Genomic DNA, 22,216 nt, shown 5'->3' on the forward strand with positions numbered 1-22,216 from the left:
TCTCAACTGCCCGCAAACGGCGTCCCAAAAATACCCACCGCCAATTCTGCCCATATAAGCAGTAAAGCCACCAGTATCCCCGCAACAATCGCCACTCTGTAAGCTGTCTTTTTCACCTTTCTCAATACAAGCTCACAGGCAAGCCCGGTACCGAGCAACAAGATACCCATCACCAGGAAATCAAACGGAGACCAGTCTACTTCACTGGTGAACTGCATAGCAATCAAAGGGATCAGCAATATCAGCACTACGGTGAGCACGATGCCGATAAGCCTTTTGTTTTGTGTAATCATAGTTTTAAAAGCACTTTGTATTTCAAAGTTAGTGAAGATTTTTATACGTTGCGCATTTTGACGAAAAAAATTTACTTTAACAGCAGGTTCATTTAACGGAAACATATGTCACAACTATTTTCTTCACTTACCATAAAGACTGTCCAATTCAAAAACAGGATCACGGTATCTCCCATGTGCCAGTATTCTTCAACCGATGGCTTTGCCAACGACTGGCACCTGGTTCACCTGGGCACACGCGCAACAGGTGGCGCAGGCCTGATCATTACCGAAGCCGCTGCAGTATCGCCGGAAGGCAGGATTTCGCCGCATGACCTTGGCATCTGGAAAGATGAGCATATTGATAAACTCTTACAGATCACCTCGTTCATCGCTGCACAGCACTGCATACCAGGTATACAACTGGCTCATGCCGGCCGTAAGGCCAGCACCAATGTGCCCTGGAAAGGCCGCGGAAAAGTGGAAGCAGCACATGGCGGATGGACCACCTTTGCCCCCTCCGCGATACCGTTTTCTGAAACGTATCCTACACCCGTAGCGCTGGACAGCGATGGTATCCGCAAAGTAATTGCAGACTTCACAGCGGCCGCTAAAAGAGCCTTACAGGCCGGGTTTAAAGTGATAGAGCTGCATGCGGCCCATGGCTATTTAGTGCATCAGTTCCTGTCGCCCTTAAGCAATCATCGTACAGATAATTATGGCGGTAGCTTTGAGAACCGTATCCGCTTGCTCCTCGAGATCATAGGCAGCGTAAGAGCCGTCTGGCCGGATGAACTGCCGCTCTTTGTCAGGATCTCCGCTACAGACTGGGTAACAGGCGGCTGGAATTTGGATGAGTCGGTACAACTGGCACGTCTGTTAAAAGATAGAGGCGTAGACCTGCTGGATGTATCCAGCGGTGGCCTCTCAGAACATCAGCATATCTCTGTAGGACCGGCATACCAGCTGCCTTTCGCTTCCAGGATCAGGAAAGAGACCGGGATACTTACCGGCACCGTGGGGATGATCACCAACGCTATACAGGCAGAGACCATCCTGGTTAACGGTGACGCAGATATGATCTTCATGGCAAGGGAAATTCTGCGTAATCCTTATTTCCCTTTGCAGGCCGCACAGGAGCTCAAAGAAAAGATCAACTGGCCACTGCAATATGAAAGAGCAAAACCTTAGCAAAATATTTTATTACGCATGTCCAAATTCCTGTTCTTTCATTCGTCATTTAAGTGTACAAGCAATTAATTAACACTAAAACTTAACAAAGTGAAAGACTATCTGTTATTATTCCGCGGAGGACCACAGTATGTGCCCACCTCTCAACCCGGACAGCCTATTTCCGACAACTGGAGGGCATGGATGGAAGGCCTGATGAAAAGCGGCCATGTTCCGCAGGGCCAGCGACTGGTAGGCGGCGGCACCGGGGCTGTACTGAAAGGCCGTAAAGCAGCGCAGCTGACCGATGGCCCCTTCGCCGAAGGCAAAGAGATTGTTGCCGGTTATCTCGTTATCAAAGCAGCGGATCTTGATCAGGCCATTAGCCTCGCTAAAGGATGCCCTATCTTTGAGCACGATGACGTTAGTACAGAGATCAGGGAAATTGCCTCCTGATATGGTCTTACCCTAAAAACCGGTAGCATGAAAGATTACGTGTTATTATTCAGGGTAGGGCCACGCTTCCTGCAAGCCTCGCCGGAAGAGCTGCAGCAGATCCTGCTCCGCTCCAAGGAGTGGATAGGGCAGATCGCCGGCAATGGCCAGCTGAATGGCGTAGTGCGCCTGCAACGCAACGGAGCAGTGATGAGTGGAAAGCAACAGCTGCTAAGTGAAGGGCCTTTGACAGAAGACGAAAAGATCGTGAATGGTATTGTCACCGTCAGGGCAGGAAGCCTGGAAGAAGCCGTAGCGATCGCCAAAGACAACCCCATTTTTGAATACGAAGGGGTGATGGAAATCCGCGAAGTAGCACCTAATAATTGATCCATTGGCCATTTCACCTGATCATATCAACCAGCTTACAGACCATCTTTTCCGTCGCGAGGCGGGAAAGATGGTGGCTGTGCTCACAAAGATCTTCGGCGCAGAGAACCTGGAAACTGCCGAAGACGTAGTGCAGGACACCCTCCTGCATGCCATGCAGTCCTGGGCCGACAAAGGCATTCCAGACAACCCTTCCGCCTGGCTGTTCCGCGTGGCCAAGAACAAGGCCATTGATATTATCCGGCGGAATAAGCATTCCGTACAATTTGATTTCAGCGACGATGAACGCGTTTTACTTACTTCCAACTACTCCCTCAGTGCAACTATGGACCATTTCTGGCAGGAAGCCCCTGTAAAAGATGATATGCTGCGTATGATGTTCGCCTGCTGCCATCCCGGGGTGTCTGAAGAGAACCAGGTGACCATCATCCTGAAAACCCTTTGTGGCTTTAGCACCGCGGAGATCGCAAAAGCATTTCTTACTTCAGAGGACACTATTTCCAAAAGACTGTACCGTACAAAAGAATGCTTCCGCGAGAACAGGATCAAACTGGAGATCCCCTCCATTGCCGATATACAGCACCGTACAGAAGCGGTACTAAATGCCATCTACCTGCTGTTCAACGAAGGATATAACTCCACGCATTCAGAAGACCTGATCCGCAGGGATGTGATGGAAGAAGCGATGTTGCTTTGCCGCCTGCTTACCGAGAATGACTATACGCAAACACCGGGCGCCTTTGCTTTAATGGCGCTGATGTGTTTCCATGCGTCCCGTACGGAAAGCCGGCTCACCACCAGCGGGGAGATCATTCTGCTGCCAGACCAGGACCGCCGCAAGTGGGACCGGCAGCTGATCGCTTCCGGGAACGCCTATATGGAGCGCGCAGCATTTGGCAATGTGATCAGCCGCTATCACCTCGAAGCAGCCATCGCCTATGAACATTGCACGGCGGATAGCTACGCGCAGACAAACTGGGAACGGATCCTGGAATATTATGATTATCTCTGCGAAATGGCGCCGTCTGCGGTAACGGAATTAAACAGGGCGGTTGTTGTTATGCAGGTATACGGGCCGGCAGCAGCACTGAAGGAATTAGAGCAAATAAGCGATCTTCCGAAGCTCACATCCTTCTACCTCTACAATAGCTTGCTGGGAGAGCTCTATGCAAGGCTGGGACTTCCTGCAGCAGCAAAACAGTATTTTGAAACGGCGATCACCCAAACACAATCAGAAACAGAGCGGCGGATACTACGCAATAAGATCCATGTGCTTTAAGCAAATACGATTTCCCCTTCCATATACAGTTGCCCATAGCCGCCTATTTCTACGCGGTCACCCAGGTACCTGCATTGCAGCTGGCCGGTGCGCTTAGACAGCTGCATAGCGGTCAGTTCATTCTTCCCCAGTTTTTTGGCCCAGTAAGGAATAAGGGTGGTATGCGCAGAACCGGTAACAGGGTCTTCATCCACCGCTACGGCCGGCGCAAAGAAGCGGGAAACGAAATCTGCCTGATCTCCTTTAGCCGTCACGATCACGCCACGGGCCTGCAGCCTGGCGATCTCAGGAAAGCCTGGTACGATCGCCCGGATATCGCTTTCTTTTTCAAAGACCAGCATGTAATCTGTTTTGCCTTTGTACGCTTCCAGGGGCTTTAAATTAAAGCCTGCCAGCAATTCATCCGATAGTGCTACCGGTTCAAAAACATCGGTAGGGAAGTTGAGGGTGAGCAGCTCACCGCGTTTGGTAACGGTAAGCGGGCCGCTGCGGGGGGAATGAAAATCGATGCGGTCTCCCTGGTGCCCTTCGCGATTGAACAGCACATAGGCTGCCGCCAGGGTAGCATGCCCGCAAAGATCTACCTCTGCGGCGGGTGTAAACCAGCGGATCTCGTATCCGTTCTCCTTTTTTACGTAGAAGGCGGTTTCCGCCAGGTTGTTTTCTGTGGCAATGTTTTGCATCAGCTGCTCATCCGGCCAGCTTGTAAAGGGACATACAGCGGCCGGGTTGCCGGTGAACATTTTTGCTGCAAAGGCGTCTACCTGGTAGATCTTTTGTTTTGGTTGCATAGTATTTGTTTGTGCTGTCTGCCGTAAAGTTAGTGCAGGCATAGATACTGTTACCAGTGCAGATTTGAGTTTTTTGCAGAGATCAGATGGGGTAAAAACAAAAAGCAGTTAGTGTATTGCTAACTGCTTTTATTATTGTTGTAATTATTTGATGGTTTCTTCTTCGGTTTCCGCTGGCCCTGTGGAGCGCCGTTACCATTAGCGTGGGCATTACTATTCCCGTCAGGCCTTCCGTTGCCACCCGGTCTGCCGTTACCGCCACCTGGTTTACCATGACCATTGCGCCGAGGCTTACCGTTGTTATTCCTGCCCGGCCTTCCTTCGGGCCTTGCATGGGATGTGGGGGCAGGACCGAATTGTTCCGGCACTTCGCCGCGGGGCACCTGTTTTCCCAATGTTCTTTCTATACGTGCAAAGCGGCCCAGTTCCTTGCCACTTACAAACGTATAGGCGGTACCGTCTGAGGCGGCGCGGGCCGTACGGCCAATGCGGTGAATGTAGTCTTCCGCATCCTTAGGTACGTCGTAATTAATGACCAGGTTAATATCTTCGATATCGATACCCCGGCTCAGGATGTCCGTAGCTACCAGTATCTTCAGCTTTTTGTTCTTGAAGTCCAGCAAGGCCTGTTCGCGCTTTTCCTGTTCCAGGTCGGAGTGGATCAGCTCTGTGGAGAACTTCGCCTGCTTCAGCTCTGCGTACAGCTGTTTTACATTCTGTTTACTGGAGCAGAAGATGATCACGCTTTCAAACTGCTGATGTGAAAGCACATGCTTGATCAATGGCGCCTTTTGCTGCTCATGCACCAGGAAGGCTTTCTGTACGATCTTCTCCGGCGCCTTGTTCAGGGCGATGGAGATACCTACCGGCTCCTGCAGGATGCGGAGCGCCAGCTGCTTTATTTTAGGCGGCATGGTGGCGGAGAACATCAGGTTCTGCCTTTCTTTGGGCAGGTAAGAGATGATCTTGATGATATCGTCAAAGAAGCCCATGTCCAGCATGCGGTCTGCTTCGTCCAGCACCAGGTATTTCAGTTGCTTTACGTTCACATAGCCCATGTTGAGGTGGGCGATCATGCGGCCGGGGGTGCAGATAACGATATCCACGCCGGTAGCCAGCGCCTTTTTCTCTGCGGCGAAGGAAGCGCCGCCGGTGCCGCCATATACGGCTATAGAGCTGATGGAGGTGTAGTAGGTAAGGCCTTCGAGCGTTTGTGCGATCTGGACGGCCAGTTCGCGTGTAGGCACGATCACCATTGCGTTGATACTCTTTTCATCACGGGGTTGTGTAAGCAGGTTGTGAAGCACGGGCAGCAGGAATGCGGCGGTTTTACCGGTACCTGTTTGCGCCGATGCAATAATGTCCCTGCCTGCAATGATGGGTGGTATTACCTGTTCCTGTACAGGAGTGGCTTTTTCATAGCCCATGGCATAAATGCCGTCCAGCAGATCGTCGTCAAATCCAAATTCGTGAAAGTTCAATGTTCGTTAATCTTTATTAAGAAATTTACCTGAGGTTTTTCTGTTGTCCCACGGGTATAGTTAAAATACTATTAAAATCCAGTGAAGATACCTGAAATTTGCCGTTTAGCCAAATTTTAGCTATTATCCGCCGGCATTTCTGACCCGATTTTCCACTCTTTTCTCAAAAAATTGATCCGAAAGTCTACCAAGACATCCGGATATTATGCGGAAATTTATAGCAGACCTTACAATGGACCTAAAGATTCCGGTCACAACCCTGGTTCCTAGCCGGGGAAGTGTCTATATATTTGAGGGATGAAACGTTCCGCCTTTTCAGGCGGAACAATTTTTTTAAAAGTCTGAGGTTTGAAGTTTGACGTTTGAAGTTCATCTGAAACAAGTAGTTTGGCCCTGCATACCTGATCTAGACCTCTAACTTTTAACGAACCTCAAACCTCAGACTTCAAACCTCAAACTAATTTTATTTACTGCTGATAACTGCCTTGTTGGCTGCGCTGATCTTTTCCGCCGGTACTTTGATAATCTCGCGGTCGTAGGTCATCAGGCCGTTCACTTCCATTTCCACATCGGTGGTCTGCGTATAAACGGCTGCTGAAAGCCCGTGTTGAATGAGATCTTTCAGCCGCTCACAGAAGCCGCTGTATACTTTAAACAGTTCGTCTGCATTTTTAAAGCTCTGATAGCCCCAGTTATCTTTCTGCTGCCAGGTATGGCCGTCGAGGGGCAGTCCAAGGCCGCCGAACTCGCCCAGCACCACCACTTGTTTAGCGCCGAAGATCTTCTCGTCTGGCATAGCAGGATCGGGGTAGTTATGCAGATCTATGATATGCCCAACGGGATAGAAGTTACCGCCGCTGGCGCTGTTCACCAGGCGGGAGGGATCATATTCCATGGTCCATTTGGTGATCTCTTCTGTTTTAAACTGGCCCCAGGCTTCGTTGAACGGCACCCATACCACGATAGAGGGGAAGAAATTAACGGCGTCCATGATCGCTTTCCATTCGCTACGGTAGATCTTTTCAGATTCCGGTGTACGGTCTTTATCTGTAGCGCGGCCATATATCCCTGGACGGTTATCCCACCTGTTACCCAGGTCGCCGCTGGGCATGTCCTGCCATACGAGAATGCCCAGGGAGTCTGCATAATAATACCAGCGGGCAGGTTCCACTTTCACGTGTTTGCGGATCATGTTAAAGCCCAGTTCTTTGGTCTTTTCGATGTCGAAACGCAGGGCTTCGTCGGTAGGGGCGGTATAAAGCCCGTCAGGCCACCAGCCCTGGTCCAGCGGACCGAATTGGAACACGAAATTGTTGTTCAGCAGCATCCGCTGGGTGCCTTGCTGATCAGGCGCCATGGAGATCTTGCGCATGGCGAAATAGCTTTTTACCTCGTCTATTACCTTGCCTTTGCGGAGAATAGACACCTTCAGCTTATACAGGGAAGGAGAGGAGGGCGACCACAATTTCGCGTTGGCGATGTTCAGAGTGGCGGCAGCGGCATTGTCCAGCGTTTGTTCTGCCACCTGCTGCGCGCCGTCAAGGGCAGTGATCTTTACCTGGTCGCCAGGCTGGAGGTTTTCGGTGTTCACCGCCAGCTGGAGGGATTGTTTATCGATGTCAGGCACGGGCTTCAGGGAGGCGATATACGTAGGTGCTACAGGCTCTAACCATACGGTTTGCCAGATACCGGTAACGGGCGTATACCAGATGCCGTGCGGCTTGATGATCTGTTTACCGCGGGGCTGAGGGCCCTGATCGGAAGGGTCCCATACTTTTACAACGATTTCCTGCGTGCCGGATTTCTTCAGCAGGGAGGTGATGTTGAAAGTAAAAGGATCATAACCGCCCTGGTGGGTGCCGGCGTGTTTACCGTTGATATATACATCGGTTTGCCAGTCTACCGCGCCGAAGTGCAGGAGGATGTTCTTATTCTTGTAATTAGCAGGTACGGTAAAAGTGCGTTTGTACCAAAGGATACTGTCTTTACCAACGGTTTTCTGCACGCCGGAGAGGGCAGATTCTACCGCGTAAGGCACCAGGATATTGCCGGCGAAGGAAGCAGGAGCGGTTTCCTGTGACTTTGGCAGGATGGCGTATTGCCAGGGGCCGTTCAAGTTGAGCCATTGGCTTCTTTCCAGCTGCGGCCGTGGGTATTCCGGCAGTGGAGCAGTGGAAGATACTTTGGAGGCCCAGCGGGTTTTGAGTGTTTGCGCCGAGGCGCTCGTGATGAATGTGGAATGGACGACGAGTGAAAAAAGGACGATGAGTGTTTTACGTGGCATTGTGAAAATAGATTTAAAAAAATGAACGTGAATGATGCTAAGGGGGTAAAATAGGGAATTTTGGGGGAATAAAGCGTAAGTTTTACACTTGTGGGGGATGGAGCGCAGTAGTTGGTAAGGGACGGTTTAGAAGGCGGTTTTGGGGCCAGTGCCGGAGGGATTAAAAACGGGCTGCGCCTGGCTGTGAGGAAGAAGATGGGGCGTACGAGGGCGGGTGGACGGCAGGGCTTTGATGGGGCGGCGCCGGGCGGTCACGCCAGCCAAGGCCCGTTTTTTAATCCCTGCCGGCGAGGTGAACGTCGGCAACCAATGGTAACATGGAGGGGATACACTGGCAGGCAATGAACAGGCTCCTTCCTGTTCATTGCTTCCTGCGTACCTTTCGCACCACCAGCACAATAAACGACCATGCGGCAATTAACAACGCTGCTATCATACCCGCTAATTAAATCGTGACCACCAGCCTTTGCCCACCCGGTACTTCCATATTCCACAACGCCCCGATATCCTCCAGTTTGACCGCTACCGTTTCTATAGTAAGCTTGCCAGCAGCCGCCAATGCAAACATCTCCGGTAATATTTCACTGAGCAATTGTCTTACCTGTTGCTTTGACCAGGCGCCCATCCCGGAACCGCTTAGCTGCAGGTCAACGCTTCTGAGATTGGCGGCGGACAATGTGATCAGTTCCCCGGCCATGCTACCTACGGATACATATCTGACGCGATTAGTAAAGGAACCATTACCTTTTAAACTCGCCAGGATCATTTCTGCCGTATGTCCCCAGAGGTAATCAATGATGACATCAAAGGGAGTATTCGTATGTATGGCTGTCAGCTGCGCTTTAAAAGCCTCCTCATCCTGTGAGATATTGATGATCTCATCCGCGCCCAGTGCCCGCAGTGCTTCCAGTGATGCTGTATTTCTACCCGTGACAATCACTTTCCCTGCCCCGTAGTATTTGGCCAGCTGCACCGTTATCCGGCCGGTAACACCCGTTGCGCCGTTTATCAGCACTACATCGCCCGCCTGTATATCTGCTTTGAATTTAAGGGCCATCGCTCCGCCAATAACGGCATTGGGCAATGCGGCTGCGGTAACATCATCCAGCCCATCCGGAATCGGAACAAAGCGATCTTTTTCAATAGTGGCTTTTTCTGCCAGCATGCCGCTGACGCCGATGGCGTATACCCGGGTGCCATCCGGCAATAAACAAACACCGTCGCCGCCAATCACACGGCCCTGCTCTTTGGCATCGGAACCCGATGAATAGTGTTTACCGGAGGCCCTGCCTCTGTCCAGGTGTTTCACGGCCGCGGCTTTCACGCTTACTAATAGCTCGTTGCCATTCCGGGCAACCGGCTCAGGAACTTCTACATATTGAGGCAATTCGCCTGGCTGATACATTACTGCTGCTTTCATTTCTTTTTTTTTGTTGACACAAAATTAGAACAGGCAGCAGCCAGGGGACGATAACATATGTTATCAAGTTCAGAAACGCGTTTTTCCTTTGGCGAGCTTACTTTTAATACGACTGAGGTGCACTTTGCTGACGCCCAGGTAGGAGGCGACATAGTGCTGGGGCACGCGTTTGATAATATGGGGCCGTTCTTTCAGCAGGCGCTGATAACGTTCTTCCGGCGTGTCGCGGATAAAGGATACAAATTCATTGATATAATGAACCTGCCGCTGGGCCGTCATCTGCAGTACCATCTCCGCAAAGCCCGGCTCTGTGCTTAATTCATTGAGCAATTGCATCACGTAGCGTTTAGGTAGCAGATAGAGCACGGAAGGCTCAATGGTTTCGATCGTAATTGGACTGGGAACATTGTTCACAAAGCTGTCAAAAGAGCTGAGCCCTTCGTTCTCGAAAAAGAACTGCATGGTTTTATCTTCACCGTCCTTATCAAAATAGGCACGTACACAGCCTTGCTCTATGAAGATATAGTGCTGCGACTTTTTCCCTTCCTCCAGCAGCACCGTCTTTGCAGGCGCTTCCAGCCGCTTTTGAAAAGGCAGGTATTTATCCCAATAGGCGTTTAGTTGAGGAAATTTATTCCGGAAATGGAAGAACATAGCATATCACAATTACCCGAAGATAACCATAATTACGCTATGCCTGCCGCACCGAACAAAGTCGCCCTTTCATCCAATGCAGATAAAACAAAGGTGATCTGCAGGCCGTATTCATTCAGCTTATCCTGTAAAGCAGGACTGAACAGCGCATAGGTATGCGCAATATTACCGCCCAGCAAGACCACCTTTGGTACCGGGCGAAGCTCCGAAAGGAACAAGGCCAGGTTGGACCCGAATTCGTGGAATATAAGCATGGCGTCCGGCGTATCTTTTACGTCGGCTGCAATCTCTTTTACATTGGCCAGCTGCTTACCGGTCAATTCCTTGTATCGTTTAATGAACCACCGGGAAGAGAAATACTCCTCCGCTGTAGATTCCAGGAAAGGCATTTCAAAATACCGGCATTCCCTGGCAATGCCCTTCTCCGCAATGGCCGCCCCAAAGCCCGTGCCCAGGGTTAAACCGGTGATGTCCTGGTAGCCTTTTGCTGCCCCGCTCAGCAGCTCGCCCTGCAAAAAGCATTGCGCATCATTGGCCATATGTATATACTGCGCTTCCGTATGCAGCTGGTCTGCCAGCAGGTGTTTTACGTTGAGCCCATACAGGGAGTCATACTTATGCAGTCCTTTGATGAGCGACACACCGGCTTCATAATCAAAAGGGCCCGGCATGGCAATACCGGCACGATAGACACCCGGCGCGGCCTCCAGGCTTTGCTTCATTACCCTGCTCCAGCTGCGGATGATCTCATCTGCCCCCGCACGTGAGTTGATCCGTTCACGATGCCAGGAACCGGGCAGCAGCGCGCCGTTCTGCTGATCTATCAGCGCGGTGGTGATGTGCGATCCACCAATGTCTACCCCCAAAACAATAGCATTGCTCATACTTAGTGTGTTATATTGTTCCAGTGTGCCTGGATCTGTTCAAAAGATTGTCCCTTTGTTTCCGGGATCAGCCGGTATACCGTAATAAATGCCAGCACGCAGAACAAGGCAAAGAACCAGAAGGTCTGCGCCGTGCCAAATGAATGTAAGAGCATCGGCGTTAGCTGTCCCACGATCGTATCTGCCACCCACATCACCATGATGCTGAAAGACAAAGCCTTTGCACGGATATGATCAGGGAAGATCTCCGCAGCGATCACGAACTTCAGCGGGCCAATAGAGAAAGCAAAGAAGGCCAGGAATGCCAGTACGCAAAACAGCAGGTACAAGCCCTGGGTAGCCCCGGTGTAAAAACAGACCCCGGTGAAGATCAGGCTGAGGGCCGCTCCCGCCGTGCCCCAGAGATACAAAGGACGCCTGCCCAGACTATCTACTTTCCAGATAGCGATCAGCGTGAAAAGCACATTGGCCGCCCCGAAAAACAGCTGGCTCAGTAAAGAATTACTAAGGGTAATACCGGAATTGTGCAGGATCGTAGGCCCGTAATAGATGATGGCATTGATCCCGCTGAACTGCGAGAACAATGGCAACAGGATGCCTATCAGCAAAGCCCTGCGTAAAGCCGGCGCCCATAGTTGACGATAAGTGCCTGCAGCAGCGGTGGACTGTACCTGTCGCTGCTTCAGCCAGCGCGGACTTTCAGGAATGCCCGTAAGCCCCAGCAGAAAGAGCAGGGCAGGCAACATACCTACGCCGAACATCTTTCTCCATAGGTCCAGGCCAGATAGGAAGCCTGATCCGTATTGTAACAAAAGCGCATTGCTCAGGTAAGCAACAAAGATCCCGATGGTCACTGCCAGCTGATAAAAAGTAACCAGGCGCCCTCTTTTGCTGTCAGGCGCAATCTCCGACAGGTAGAGCGGTACCACGCTGGATGCAACGCCTACCGCCATACCGCCCAGTATACGGGCGGCAATCAGTAAAGAGAAGGTCGGTAGCACAATGCAGCCGAGCGCCGTCAGCAGGAACAGCAATGCTGCCAGGAGCAACAGCTTCTTTCTGCCCAGGCGATCGGTGAACTCACTGGCGAATAGCACGCCTGCAATACAGCCGGCCAGCGCAGAAGACACAAACCAGCCTTCCTGCGCAGCAGATAAGCCGAACTGCTGTTGTACAAATGGCAGCACGCCGGATACCACGGCCATGTCGAAGCCGAAGAGGAAACCGCCCAGCGAAGCAATGAAGGTGATGTACGCCAGCTTATTGTTGGACAGCGTTTCCATGGCGGCCGGATGTGATGTTGCTGAAAACATAATGTTCCTGTTTTAAGAAAGCTTTGATCAACTTCGCCCGCGAACTGCCCTGGTTCTTTATACGGCAGGCGCCTGTTCCGGCAGGTATTACAAAGGTTTCTGCATAATGATAAACAGTCGTGGTTTCGTTTGCCGTGCTTACCGTGATGGAAGCGCCTTCCACCAACATCAGCACCAGGCAGCAATTGTCTGTATGAATGCTTATTTCGTTATCAAATTCCAGGCGGTGTACATCATAAAAATGAGCGGCATGGGTAGGAAGGTGAACGATCTGCCAGTCTGGCCCCTGCTCAATGACGCGGGGCGTGGATATTAACTGCTCTCTGGCTACTGCTCCCTGCCTGCTAAGATCCAGGTTGTTGAAGGCGTGCGCAATGTTGATGGCCCGCGGCTTGCCGTCCAGTCCAAGCCGCAGCCAGTCGTACATCTTGAAAGTAAAAATATACGGCGTCGCGCTGATCTCCAACACCAGGTTGTTAGCGCCGGCGCTGTGCACAGTACCGTTCGGGATCAGGAAAAGGTCATGCTGATGGGCCGGTAGCCGTTGTACATATTGTTCAATGTCTACCGCTTTGTTATGATCCTGGCTCTCTTCCAGCGCTTGTTTAAAGTTCATTGCATCGATGCCTTCCTGCAGGCCAAGGTACACCGCCGCGTCCTCCTTACAGTCCAGGATATAATACGTTTCATCCTGGGTAAAGGTTTCGCCGAAATGCTCCCGGATATAAGAAAAAGTGGGATGGCACTGAATAGAAAGATTCCCGCCGTCAAAGGTGTCCAGGAAATCAAAGCGGATAGGAAACTCATAGCGGAAGATGGCGGCATGGCGGCCCAGGATAGCGGCATGACGATAGTACATCATCCACTCAAAAGGGATCTCCAGCAGGTAGCCATCGCTTTCAAACACCACCCCGTTCTCCGGAACGATCAGCTCAAAAGACCAGGCATAGTTCACGACGTTCCTGTTCAGCTGCGGAATGTGTTGCTTCAGCCATTGCCCGCCCCAGGCGCCCGGTTCAAACCAGGGACGCACGCGAAAGGGGGAACGGCTGAGGCGGTCAATACCCTGCTGCAGATCCTGGAGGAACATCCAGGTGGGCGTGTCAGGCCGCTGGCCGTCTACCATGATATCGATCCGGTTAAGCAGGTTGCGTTTGTATTCATTCAGCACTACCCAGTCCACAAAGTAGGCGCGTTTATACATTTCATCCGCAGCGATGGCAGATACCGCACCGAAATTGGCGACAGCTCCCGCGCGCATACGGTATTGCAGTTCATTCTTGGGAATGTCAATATAGATAAGGGGCGCTTCAGAATGGGTAAGCGCTGCGCCGGTACCGATGATAATATTGACGTCTGCATTGGTATCCAGCTGGGGTGACAGTTTATCCGCCTCGAAGAAATCCGTGATGCCAAGGCTTGTTTTCGTGCCCCATACTTCGCCTTCTTTTCCAATGAAGGGAGCCACCAGCGCTTGTATAATGCCCGGATCTTTTTGTGCGTCCTGCATGAAATGCCAGCTGATGCGCAGGCCGCGGTTTTGCAGTTCCGTGTCCAGGGCTTCGTGCAGGGTGTCCCAGAAGATGCCGGCGAATCCGTCTATTAATACTATCTGCTGTGTGGCGATCCAGTCTGCCAGTGTTGCATGCCCGGCATGGATCTTTCCCTCGCCGAGCGCATGTGCGGGATAGAGGTCGTATCCTACAGGTCGCTGGGTACTGCGCCGCGCGGGCATTACAGGCTGGGTAGATTGTCGCCAGGCCATGGTTGCTGTCTTGTTTTCGTTCATTCTTCCAATCAATTTGATGCTACGTGTATCATGATAAGGTCCTTCGCAGGCAGGGTAAAGGTCTTGCCCATCTCTGCACCGTCTTCTTCCAGCAAATTGCTTTGCCGTACCAGGAGGGATGATCGATCCCTGGGGGACAAGGTAACGGCGACGGGTATGGATGATGGGTTTACGAGCTGTAACACCACGCCTTTGCCATTGCGGGCAGGGCTGATGTTCTCTACATAAACACCGGGGCCGGAAATACTAAAGAAAAGTGATTCGTCTGCCGCACCGGCAGCAGGCGCTGCTATCAAAGGCTGATGATTGTCCAGCCCATATTCATTTGCGGCAGCGGCATCATAACCCTTGTTATGCGCCTGCAGGTAATAACGAAAAGTAGCAGGTCCTTCCTGGTCTCTGCGGAAATTGGTATGCCAGAGGTTATTCATCACCCAGGAAGAGATGGCAGGCTGTTGCTCTGTAAATGTTTTCCATAGGGGAGAATCGTGCAGGCCGCCTACCAGGCCTGCCGTCGTGGTGGTACGGCCAATCTCGAACAGCGGAGCATCCGGGCTTGACCAGGTGATGCCGATATTGCCATTGGAAACATCTACCCATCGCTGCAGCGTATACCAGTTCCTGTTAGTATGCGGCAGCTGATCAGCTTCCGCAGTAATGCTTCCCCAGGGAATGCTGTAGCGCACCTGTGCGCCGGGAATATTGAAGGGGAATACAAAGTGCACGCTCTCCTTCGTAGGAACCGCTTTTTTATCGATTGTGTTGATCAGCTCCACGCGATCCATACCGGCCACCAGGCGGATCTCTCTTTGCAGCTTGTTGGCCCCGGGCGCCTCGGAAGATACCAGCAGGCTTACCACCAGCGGTCCTTTTTCCTTTATGCTGATATTGGGCTTTGCCGCGTATTGGATCTTCTCCAGGGAATCGCCGGGTAAATAAGTGTATTCGTTTAAACCGCCGGAGTCCGCCAGGTTTTGTTCAATGCCTTTCTTTGTGAGCCGGATAATATTGCCGGTATTGCCATCCAGGGTGATGGAATAGATGCCGTTTTGCAGGGTGTGATCCGTAACAGCTGCGCGGCTGTTGCTGTAAGCAGCGCCTGTATGGATAGTAAAACGTTGTTTAGAGAAGGGCGACAGCGTTGGTACAAAGACGGCCAGCTCGCCGCTGGAAAGGCGCTGGGAAGGCACTTTTTTACCTTTACTGTCTTTTACCAGGTCGCCCGCGCTGCTAAGCGCAGCCGGAATGGTGACCAGTCCGCTGCGTTCCTGCGCCAGCGTGTTATACACATCTACTGCATTGACGGTTGTATTGTCTGCAGCGGTGCTTTTGGCCAGCAAAACCTTCGTCAGTGAATCCCCTCTCAATGCAAAGGCCTGTTTATAGGCCCATTGGGAGATAACCTTCGGATATTCAGGGTGGGATACGCTGTTGAAAGCGCCCCAGGTATGTTCATTGAACATGACGATGTTGGTCCAGGCGGAGTCAAAATCGCGGGCCGGGTAGCCAGGCTTATTACGAATTGCCCAGATAGCGGCAGCCTGCTGCAGCTCGTCGGAAGCGCGGCGGTTTAAGCCGGTTTCCCGTGCGGCAGAGGCAATGCCGTCTGTCCAGAACTCTGTATAATCACCAGCGATGACGGGAATCTGATCTTTATAATTGGCTTCCAGGTCCTGGAAGAATTGTTTTACAGAGGTGATAATCAGGCGGGGAGAAGCGTAGCGCTCGTTCCAGGCCTTTACGGCTTCCGGCAGCTCGGGATCGATAGGCGCGTTGTCGCTCATGGCCCAGGTAAGCAGGGTCATGTTATAGGGAGAACTTTTCTGCTCCAGCCTGGCCAGGTAGTCAAAAAGGAAGGGATTGAGAAAGTTCTCGGAGGGCTTGCCGGTGAAATACGGTTGGGGATCGTCGTTGGTAAAGAAGTTAGGGATCTTACTGCCCTTCAGCGTATAGCCGATGGAATAGGGAGAAGATTGATAGAACAGTAACTTTTGCTTACCGGAAGGGGAGACCCAGTAAAAAGGATGATCCCGCCAGGTGTCGGCACTGCCGATACGGTCTGAGGCATTGGGTGCGCTCAGGAAATATTTAATGCCGCTGATGTCCGACTGGCCGGAGAGGCCCCAGGAGGCCCCGGGCACATCGCCCTGGAACATGGTTTGTACCTGCAGGCCATGGTCTTTTGCCAGCCGGGTGCCGGTATAGAACATGTGCAGGAGCTGCGCCGGACTGGTAGCGCTGGTATTGATATTGCCATAGCCGCCGTCCAGGTTGATCCATCCTTTCTGTACAGCGTCCCAGAAGCGTTGCTGTTTGGCGGCATCAGATTGGGCCAGGTAATGCTCTACCACCCAGATGGCTTCCGTATTCCATTTAAAGCGGGCCTCGGGCGGGTAATTAGCGGAGTGTTCCGCTATTTTGATGGCTTCGTCAATATTGTTCATGTGGATGGCCAGCACTTTAGATTGTACGTTGGTATAGCCTACATCTACATGGGAATGCGGCATCACGTACACATTCCAGTTGCGGCGGGCAGGAGAAACGATACAACGCGCGCCGTAAGTCTGCTTGCCGGAGCGGAGGCTTACAGACAGCTGGGCATCTTTATTGACCGGATCGCCGGGCAGGGGAATCTCAAATACAGAGATACCCTGGGCCGCAGCAGGAATGTCCAGGCTATCCTGGCGGCCATTAAAGGAATATACCAGCTTGCCGGCAGCATAGCTCAGGCCCCCGTGGAAAAGCAGGCGTACCATCCGGCTATTGTCAGGTTTGAGGTAAGCTACAGTAGGTTGCAACTCAATAGAGGTAAAATCTTTTTGCGCTTGCGCAAAGCAAAACGTGGAAAATAAACAGGAAAAAAAGAAGAGATGTCTGAGTTTCATCCGCAAAAGGTATATGTACAAACATATGGACATATTTGGAGATTTGCAAGTTTTCCTTGAGCCAGCCATTGAACATTGCCGGGAAGAGACAAGTCTTCATCCTCCGTCATTGCGAGGAGCCAGGAGCCCTTGCGGGGAGCTGCGACGAAGCAATCTCACAAACGGCAAATACTGAGCAGTAAACACCATTACCGCCATTTGCCGTTTGTGAGATAGCTTCGTCGTCCCACGCGCTAACCCTTGTTGCTCCTCGCAATGACGGAGAACGAACACCCTGGTCTGGTTTGGTGGGAGGTTCAGGACGGACGAGCTGTAGATCGCCCGTACACTGAACCTTTTTCCCAACTTTTAAACAACCTAAAATCCTATATATGTATGAACATATGATATTAGAATCCCGGGTTGTTCGGCAGCAGATTCGGATTTACATCCGTTTCCTGCTTTGGCAGCGGGAACAACAGTTGTTTCTCACCAAAAGTGGCGTTGAACACTGTTTTATGACCCACAAAATTGTCCCAGGCCCCGGTCACATCATTATGCACCTTGCGGGTACGCACCATATCGAACCACATCTTGTTCTCGAAGCAGAGCTCGTAATAACGCTGCAGCCATACTTCCTGCTCAAAGGCGGCCTGCGGCATCGCTGCGATAGGTGCCAAACCTGCCCGCGCACGGATGGCGTTCACATAAGCAATGGCATTGGCATTCGGCCCGCCCTCTGCCCGGTTGGAAGCTTCTGCATAAAGCAGGTACACATCTGCCAGGCGGTAAAGGGTATAGTTCAGGTCCGATTTGGCGCCGTTGGCTACGGCTGCGGAATCAAAGTACTTATACACATAATGGGCATGGAACTTCACGGTATCAGCGGCGTTATGCTTTTTATACTTTGTAAAAAAGAACTGCCTTTCCTGCACCCTTTTATCCCCCGCAGGATAAGAAGCAATGAACTGTGGCGTGGGGTATACTGATCCGTATTCATCTGAATAGGAAGAGATCCCTGCATAGTTAGGCAGCAGTAGCGGAGTGAGCGGATTAGGCGCGGGCACGGAGGCAGAGTACTGCACCTGGAAAATGAATTCACCCCTGTTCTTGTTAGCCGGGTTAATCATGTCTGTATAGCGGGGAAACAGAGAATAACCACCGTTATCGATCACTTCCTTGGAGCGTTTGGCAGATTCAGCGTAATACTGGGCACCGCCATTGATGGCTGCACCTGCGTAGGTCAGGTATACGTCTGCCAGGATCGACTTCACGGCGCCCATGGACACATAACCGTTATTGTCCTGCCAGGCGAGTGTAGATCCTTCAGCTGCCAGCAGGTCCGGTATGATGATGCTGTCATAGATCGCCTTCGCCGGTGTACGGTGCATATTGATCTCATCCACACTGGTTGGTACGTTGGTCACCATCGGCACAGCGCCGTACATACGTACCAGGTAGAAGTAGAACAAGGCCCGCAGGGTATGCGCTTCGGCCATCATGTTGGTCTTAACGTCATCCGCCACACCGCTCACTTTAGGGATGTATTGCAGCGCATTGTTACACGCGCCTACACCCAGGTAGAGGTGTTGCCACCAGGTATCCACATAAAAAGAAGTGTTATTGTAGATCAGGTTCTGGAAATTCACGAAACCTGTCTGTCCGAGGTCGCTATTGGCCTTGCCGGTCATGAACTCCAGCAGGTTGTAAGTATTGCCGCCATAGGATCCGGACTGGCCGTTCAGCAATCCCTGCAGGTTCTGATAACAGCCGTTGGTAAAGGCGCGGGCCACTTTCTCACCGGCAAGATCGGCGCCGGGGGAGATAAAACCGGTAGGCTTTTCTTCCAGGAACTTTTTACACGAAAAGCTCAGGAGTATCAAAGCCGCTACCAGGATATGTTTTAATGTCTTCATTGTTTTCAGTTTGAATTGTTAGAAGCCTAATGATACGCCCAGGTTCCATACGCGGGGCCTGGGGTAGGAGAAGAAGTCCAGGTTCTGTGAAAAACCGGTATTGGAACCATAACCTGAAACGAAAGTATCCACTTCAGGATCGTAGCCGGTATAATTGGTGATCAGGAACAGGTTCTGTACGCTGGCGTATATACGTAATTTGGTAATGCCTGTACGCTGATTGAAAGATTCCGGCAGGGTATAACCCAGCGTGAAGTTTTGTCCGCGGATGTAGGAACCATCTTCTACCCACCAGGTATCAAAGTGGGAATCCTGTGTGAACTTATAGCTGCGTACCTGTGCGATCATGGTGTTCTGGTGCTGGGGGGTCCAGGCATCCAGTACGGTGGCGAGGCTGTTGGCCAGTGTCTGGCGATCCTCTGTAGAGTGCTTGAAGGTAGCGGCAGTATTTACACCCTGTACAAAACGTATGTCAAATGAGAAGTCCCAACCTTTATAATTAATCGTGCTGGAGAAAGTGCCTGTCCATTTGGGATAGGCGCGTCCGATGATGCTATAATAGGGGCTGCCGTCTTTGTTATAGATATATTTTCTGTCGCCGGGCTTTAACCCCTGCGTTGCCGCTTCTGCAGCTTCGTCTTCACTATAGGTGCCCAGGCGGGTCATGCCGTAGAAGGAGCCGATGGGCGAGCCTACGCGCAGCACGTTCGTTTGTCCAAGGAAGTTAGGACCAGGGAAAATGTCTGCATTGCCCTGGTTCAGTTTCAGGATCTCGTTCTTGTTGGAAGCGAAGATGAAATCGGTAGACCATGAAAAGTTTTTGGTCTTGATGTTTTCCGTATGCAGGTTCACCTCGATACCGGAGTTGCGCACAGAACCTACGTTCTGATAGATGTTGGCATCCACCATACCGGAGGACCAGGCGATGGGCGCCTGCAACAGGAGGTCTTTGGTGGTACGGCGATAGTAATCTACGTTCATATTAATACGGCCATCGAACAGCGCTGCTTCCACACCGGCGTCAAACTGCAGGGAGCGTTCCCATTTCAGGCCGGAATTGCCAATATAGCCTGGCAGCAAACTGGCCTGGTTAGCGCCTCCCAGTACGGTATTGTCTGGCTGGATCTGTGCAAGCGAGCGGTATTGCGGTATTTCCTGGTTACCGGATAGGCCATAGCTGGCGCGTACCTTCAGGTTGTTTATCCACCCATATTTTTTCATGAAATCCTCTTCAGAGATATTCCAGGCAGCGCCAATAGAGGGGAAGAAACCGTATTTGTTGTCCTCGCCGAACTTGGAAGAACCATCGTAACGGCCGGTAGCGGTGAACAGGTATTTCCCGTCGATGTTGTACGTAACACGGGCAAAGTAGGAGTTCATCGTCCATTTATAATCCGAGGAAGTGATGTCGTTGCGTACGGAACCGGCGCCCAGGTTATGCCACTGGAAGAAGTCCGAGGTGAAATTCTGGGCATTTGCATAAGATTGTTCCTGGTTGTATTGCTGGAAGGAGATACCGAGCAAGGCCGTCAGTTTCTGGCGGGCATTGATCTGTTTATTCCAGGTGAGATAGTTCTCAGATTGCCAGTAAGTATTGGTAAAATTGGTGATGCTTGCTTCGCCGCTCTGGTCTTGCGACAGGTGGGGCAAGTCTATACCTGAGTAGAAATTGTTCTTTTGTCCGTTGAGGTTATAACCAATGTCTGTTTTAAAATCGAGGTCTTTGGTGATGTGGAACAGGAGGTAAGCATCTCCCATTGTCAGCAGGGTATTGTTGATGGTGTACCTGCTCTGTGCGATGTGCACCGGGTTAGGACCACCTTCCAGGCCGGCGATGTCGTTATTGCCTGCCCAGGTGCCGTCAGGATATTTCACTGGCAAAATAGGCACTTCTTCCGCCACCATGCGGGGCACGTTGAGGGCGCCATTGGCATCAGATACTACCCTTTGTTTGCCGGAGATGAAAGAGATGTTGCCGCCAACGGTGAGCCATTTGTTGACGTCGTTATCCATCGTTAACCGCACAGAATATCGCTTGAACCAGGATTCTGTCATCAGACCGCCCTGATCCAGATACCCCAGGGAAAGGCTGTAGGCCGATTTCTCGCTGCCGCCCTGCATCAGCAGATAGTGGCTATTAGATACGGCCGGTTTGTACACTTCTTTCTCCCAGTTGGTATTGTACAGTGGTTTGTCGTTTGCATCGAACAACAGCGGAAAGGTGGCATGGTTCAGGGGGGCCGGAGGAGCCCAGGTACCACCTGCCGGATCAAATTTGGTGGCGTTGGCGAAGGCCTCGTTATACACCTTCACGAACTGCTCTGAATTCAGTGTCTTCACATGACGCGCAAGTGTGCTCACGTTCACATTGCCTTCGTAGGAGATGCGCGGAGCGCCGTCGCCGCGTATCCCGCGTTTGGTGGTCACCAGGATCACGCCGTTAGAGCCCCTGGCCCCGAAGATAGCGGTGGAAGAGGCGTCTTTCAGCACTTCCAGGGAGGCGATGTCGCTTGGGTTGAGCTGGTTGGCGTCTACACCGATCACACCATCCACCACATAGAGGGGGTCGATGTTGGAGTTGATGGAGCCGATACCACGCACCCGCACTTTCGCCGTTTGCCCGGGGGCGCTGCTGTTAATGTTTACGTCTACGCCGGGGATCTTACCCTGCAGCGCCTGCGAGACGTTGGGCACGGGCTTGTCCATCAGCTGTTCTGCCTTGATGGTGCTCACCGCGCCGGTGAGGTCTGATTTTCTGACAGTACCATAACCTACTACCACTACGTCTGTCAGTACGTTGGTTTTCAGTTCCAGTCCTACGTCGTGCGTGGTTTGTGCGCCTACCGGGACTTCCTGCGAGGTATACCCGGTGTAGGAGAAGACCAATACGGCGTTGTTGTCAGGCACGTTGATGGAATATTTCCCGTCTACATCTGTGATGGTACCCGTGCTGGTACCTTTTACCTGGATGGTCACGTTGGGCAATGGCGATGCGTCTTTTGCATCTTTAACCCGCCCGCTTATACGGAGCTGCGCCATCGCATTTACTGCAAGCAGCATGCATGCGATGACAAAAATGAACCTTTGTTTCATAACCTGGTTTTTTTGTTTATGAAAGGATGTTTAAAAGTGAGGTGTTGCCAGTTGTCAGTCGTAAATCGTCAGTTGTTAGTCATTAGTGATTAGTGGATACCAATAACTAACAGCTAACAAACTGATGACCTACGACTGACGACTGACGACTTATTTATTTTGCATGGCCCACTGTCGTAAT

Annotated in this window: 16 protein-coding genes; 4 read left to right on the forward strand and 12 right to left on the reverse strand. The window is 51.6% G+C overall.

Annotated features, from left to right (window positions below; genetic code table 11):
* Positions 1–2 precede the first annotated feature (2 nt).
* A complete protein-coding gene (locus tag ACR9Y8_RS30845) occupies positions 3–398 on the reverse strand; it encodes a hypothetical protein (protein WP_481217155.1) in 396 nt (131 codons plus the stop codon).
* Here ACR9Y8_RS30845 and namA point away from each other — a divergent pair, their 5' ends adjacent.
* The 4 genes from namA (at position 399) to ACR9Y8_RS30865 (ending at position 3,546) form a co-directional block, all read left to right on the forward strand.
* On the forward strand, positions 399–1,463 hold the full coding sequence (gene namA, locus ACR9Y8_RS30850; RefSeq protein WP_481217156.1) for an NADPH dehydrogenase NamA: 1,065 nt from the start codon (positions 399–401) through the stop codon (positions 1,461–1,463). It abuts the gene before it with no gap.
* Between the two features lie 90 nt (positions 1,464–1,553).
* Positions 1,554–1,898, forward strand: a complete 345-nt coding sequence (locus ACR9Y8_RS30855; protein WP_481217157.1) for a YciI family protein — start codon at positions 1,554–1,556, stop codon at positions 1,896–1,898.
* Between the two features lie 27 nt (positions 1,899–1,925).
* Entirely contained in the window at positions 1,926–2,267 is a 342-nt protein-coding gene (locus ACR9Y8_RS30860; RefSeq protein WP_481217158.1) for a YciI family protein, read from the forward strand.
* A 4-nt stretch (positions 2,268–2,271) separates the two neighbouring features.
* Positions 2,272–3,546, forward strand: a complete 1,275-nt coding sequence (locus ACR9Y8_RS30865) for an RNA polymerase sigma factor (protein WP_481217159.1) — start codon at positions 2,272–2,274, stop codon at positions 3,544–3,546.
* Here ACR9Y8_RS30865 and ACR9Y8_RS30870 read toward each other — a convergent pair.
* The 11 genes from ACR9Y8_RS30870 to ACR9Y8_RS30920 all read right to left on the reverse strand — a co-directional run bounded on the left by ACR9Y8_RS30870 (position 3,543) and on the right by ACR9Y8_RS30920 (position 22,035).
* Entirely contained in the window at positions 3,543–4,337 is a 795-nt protein-coding gene (locus ACR9Y8_RS30870) for a PhzF family phenazine biosynthesis protein (protein ID WP_481217160.1), read from the reverse strand. The two genes, ACR9Y8_RS30865 and ACR9Y8_RS30870, sit on opposite strands and share 4 nt — an antisense overlap.
* A 119-nt stretch (positions 4,338–4,456) precedes the next feature.
* Positions 4,457–5,818, reverse strand: coding sequence for a DEAD/DEAH box helicase (locus tag ACR9Y8_RS30875; protein WP_481217161.1), 1,362 nt, complete (start codon positions 5,816–5,818; stop codon positions 4,457–4,459).
* 463 nt (positions 5,819–6,281) lie between these two features.
* The gene (locus ACR9Y8_RS30880; protein WP_481217162.1) at positions 6,282–8,102 is read right to left on the reverse strand and encodes a glycoside hydrolase family 2 protein; all 1,821 of its coding nucleotides are present in this window, start codon (positions 8,100–8,102) and stop codon (positions 6,282–6,284) included.
* 445 nt (positions 8,103–8,547) lie between these two features.
* Positions 8,548–9,522, reverse strand: a complete 975-nt coding sequence (locus ACR9Y8_RS30885) for a quinone oxidoreductase family protein (protein WP_481217163.1) — start codon at positions 9,520–9,522, stop codon at positions 8,548–8,550.
* 69 nt (positions 9,523–9,591) lie between these two features.
* A complete protein-coding gene (locus ACR9Y8_RS30890; RefSeq protein ID WP_481217164.1) occupies positions 9,592–10,176 on the reverse strand; it encodes a Crp/Fnr family transcriptional regulator in 585 nt (194 codons plus the stop codon).
* A 32-nt stretch (positions 10,177–10,208) separates the two neighbouring features.
* Positions 10,209–11,060 (reverse strand): ROK family protein, encoded by an 852-nt coding sequence (locus ACR9Y8_RS30895; protein ID WP_481217165.1) that lies wholly within the window; start codon positions 11,058–11,060, stop codon positions 10,209–10,211.
* A gap of 2 nt (positions 11,061–11,062) precedes the next feature.
* Complete coding sequence (locus tag ACR9Y8_RS30900) at positions 11,063–12,373, reverse strand: MFS transporter (RefSeq protein WP_481217166.1); 1,311 nt, start codon at positions 12,371–12,373, stop codon at positions 11,063–11,065.
* The gene (locus ACR9Y8_RS30905) at positions 12,321–14,162 is read right to left on the reverse strand and encodes a class I mannose-6-phosphate isomerase (protein ID WP_481217167.1); all 1,842 of its coding nucleotides are present in this window, start codon (positions 14,160–14,162) and stop codon (positions 12,321–12,323) included. Before ACR9Y8_RS30905 ends, ACR9Y8_RS30900 begins: the two co-directional genes overlap by 53 nt.
* Positions 14,163–14,170: 8 nt before the next feature.
* The gene (locus ACR9Y8_RS30910) at positions 14,171–17,047 is read right to left on the reverse strand and encodes a glycoside hydrolase family 38 N-terminal domain-containing protein (RefSeq protein ID WP_481217168.1); all 2,877 of its coding nucleotides are present in this window, start codon (positions 17,045–17,047) and stop codon (positions 14,171–14,173) included.
* A 389-nt stretch (positions 17,048–17,436) separates the two neighbouring features.
* A complete protein-coding gene (locus tag ACR9Y8_RS30915) occupies positions 17,437–18,942 on the reverse strand; it encodes a RagB/SusD family nutrient uptake outer membrane protein (protein WP_481217169.1) in 1,506 nt (501 codons plus the stop codon).
* Positions 18,943–18,960: 18 nt separating this feature from the next.
* The gene (locus tag ACR9Y8_RS30920; protein ID WP_481217170.1) at positions 18,961–22,035 is read right to left on the reverse strand and encodes a SusC/RagA family TonB-linked outer membrane protein; all 3,075 of its coding nucleotides are present in this window, start codon (positions 22,033–22,035) and stop codon (positions 18,961–18,963) included.
* Between the last annotated feature and the right edge of the window lie 181 nt (positions 22,036–22,216).

It is taken from the genome of Chitinophaga sp. SVR4-12A (assembly GCF_056754765.1).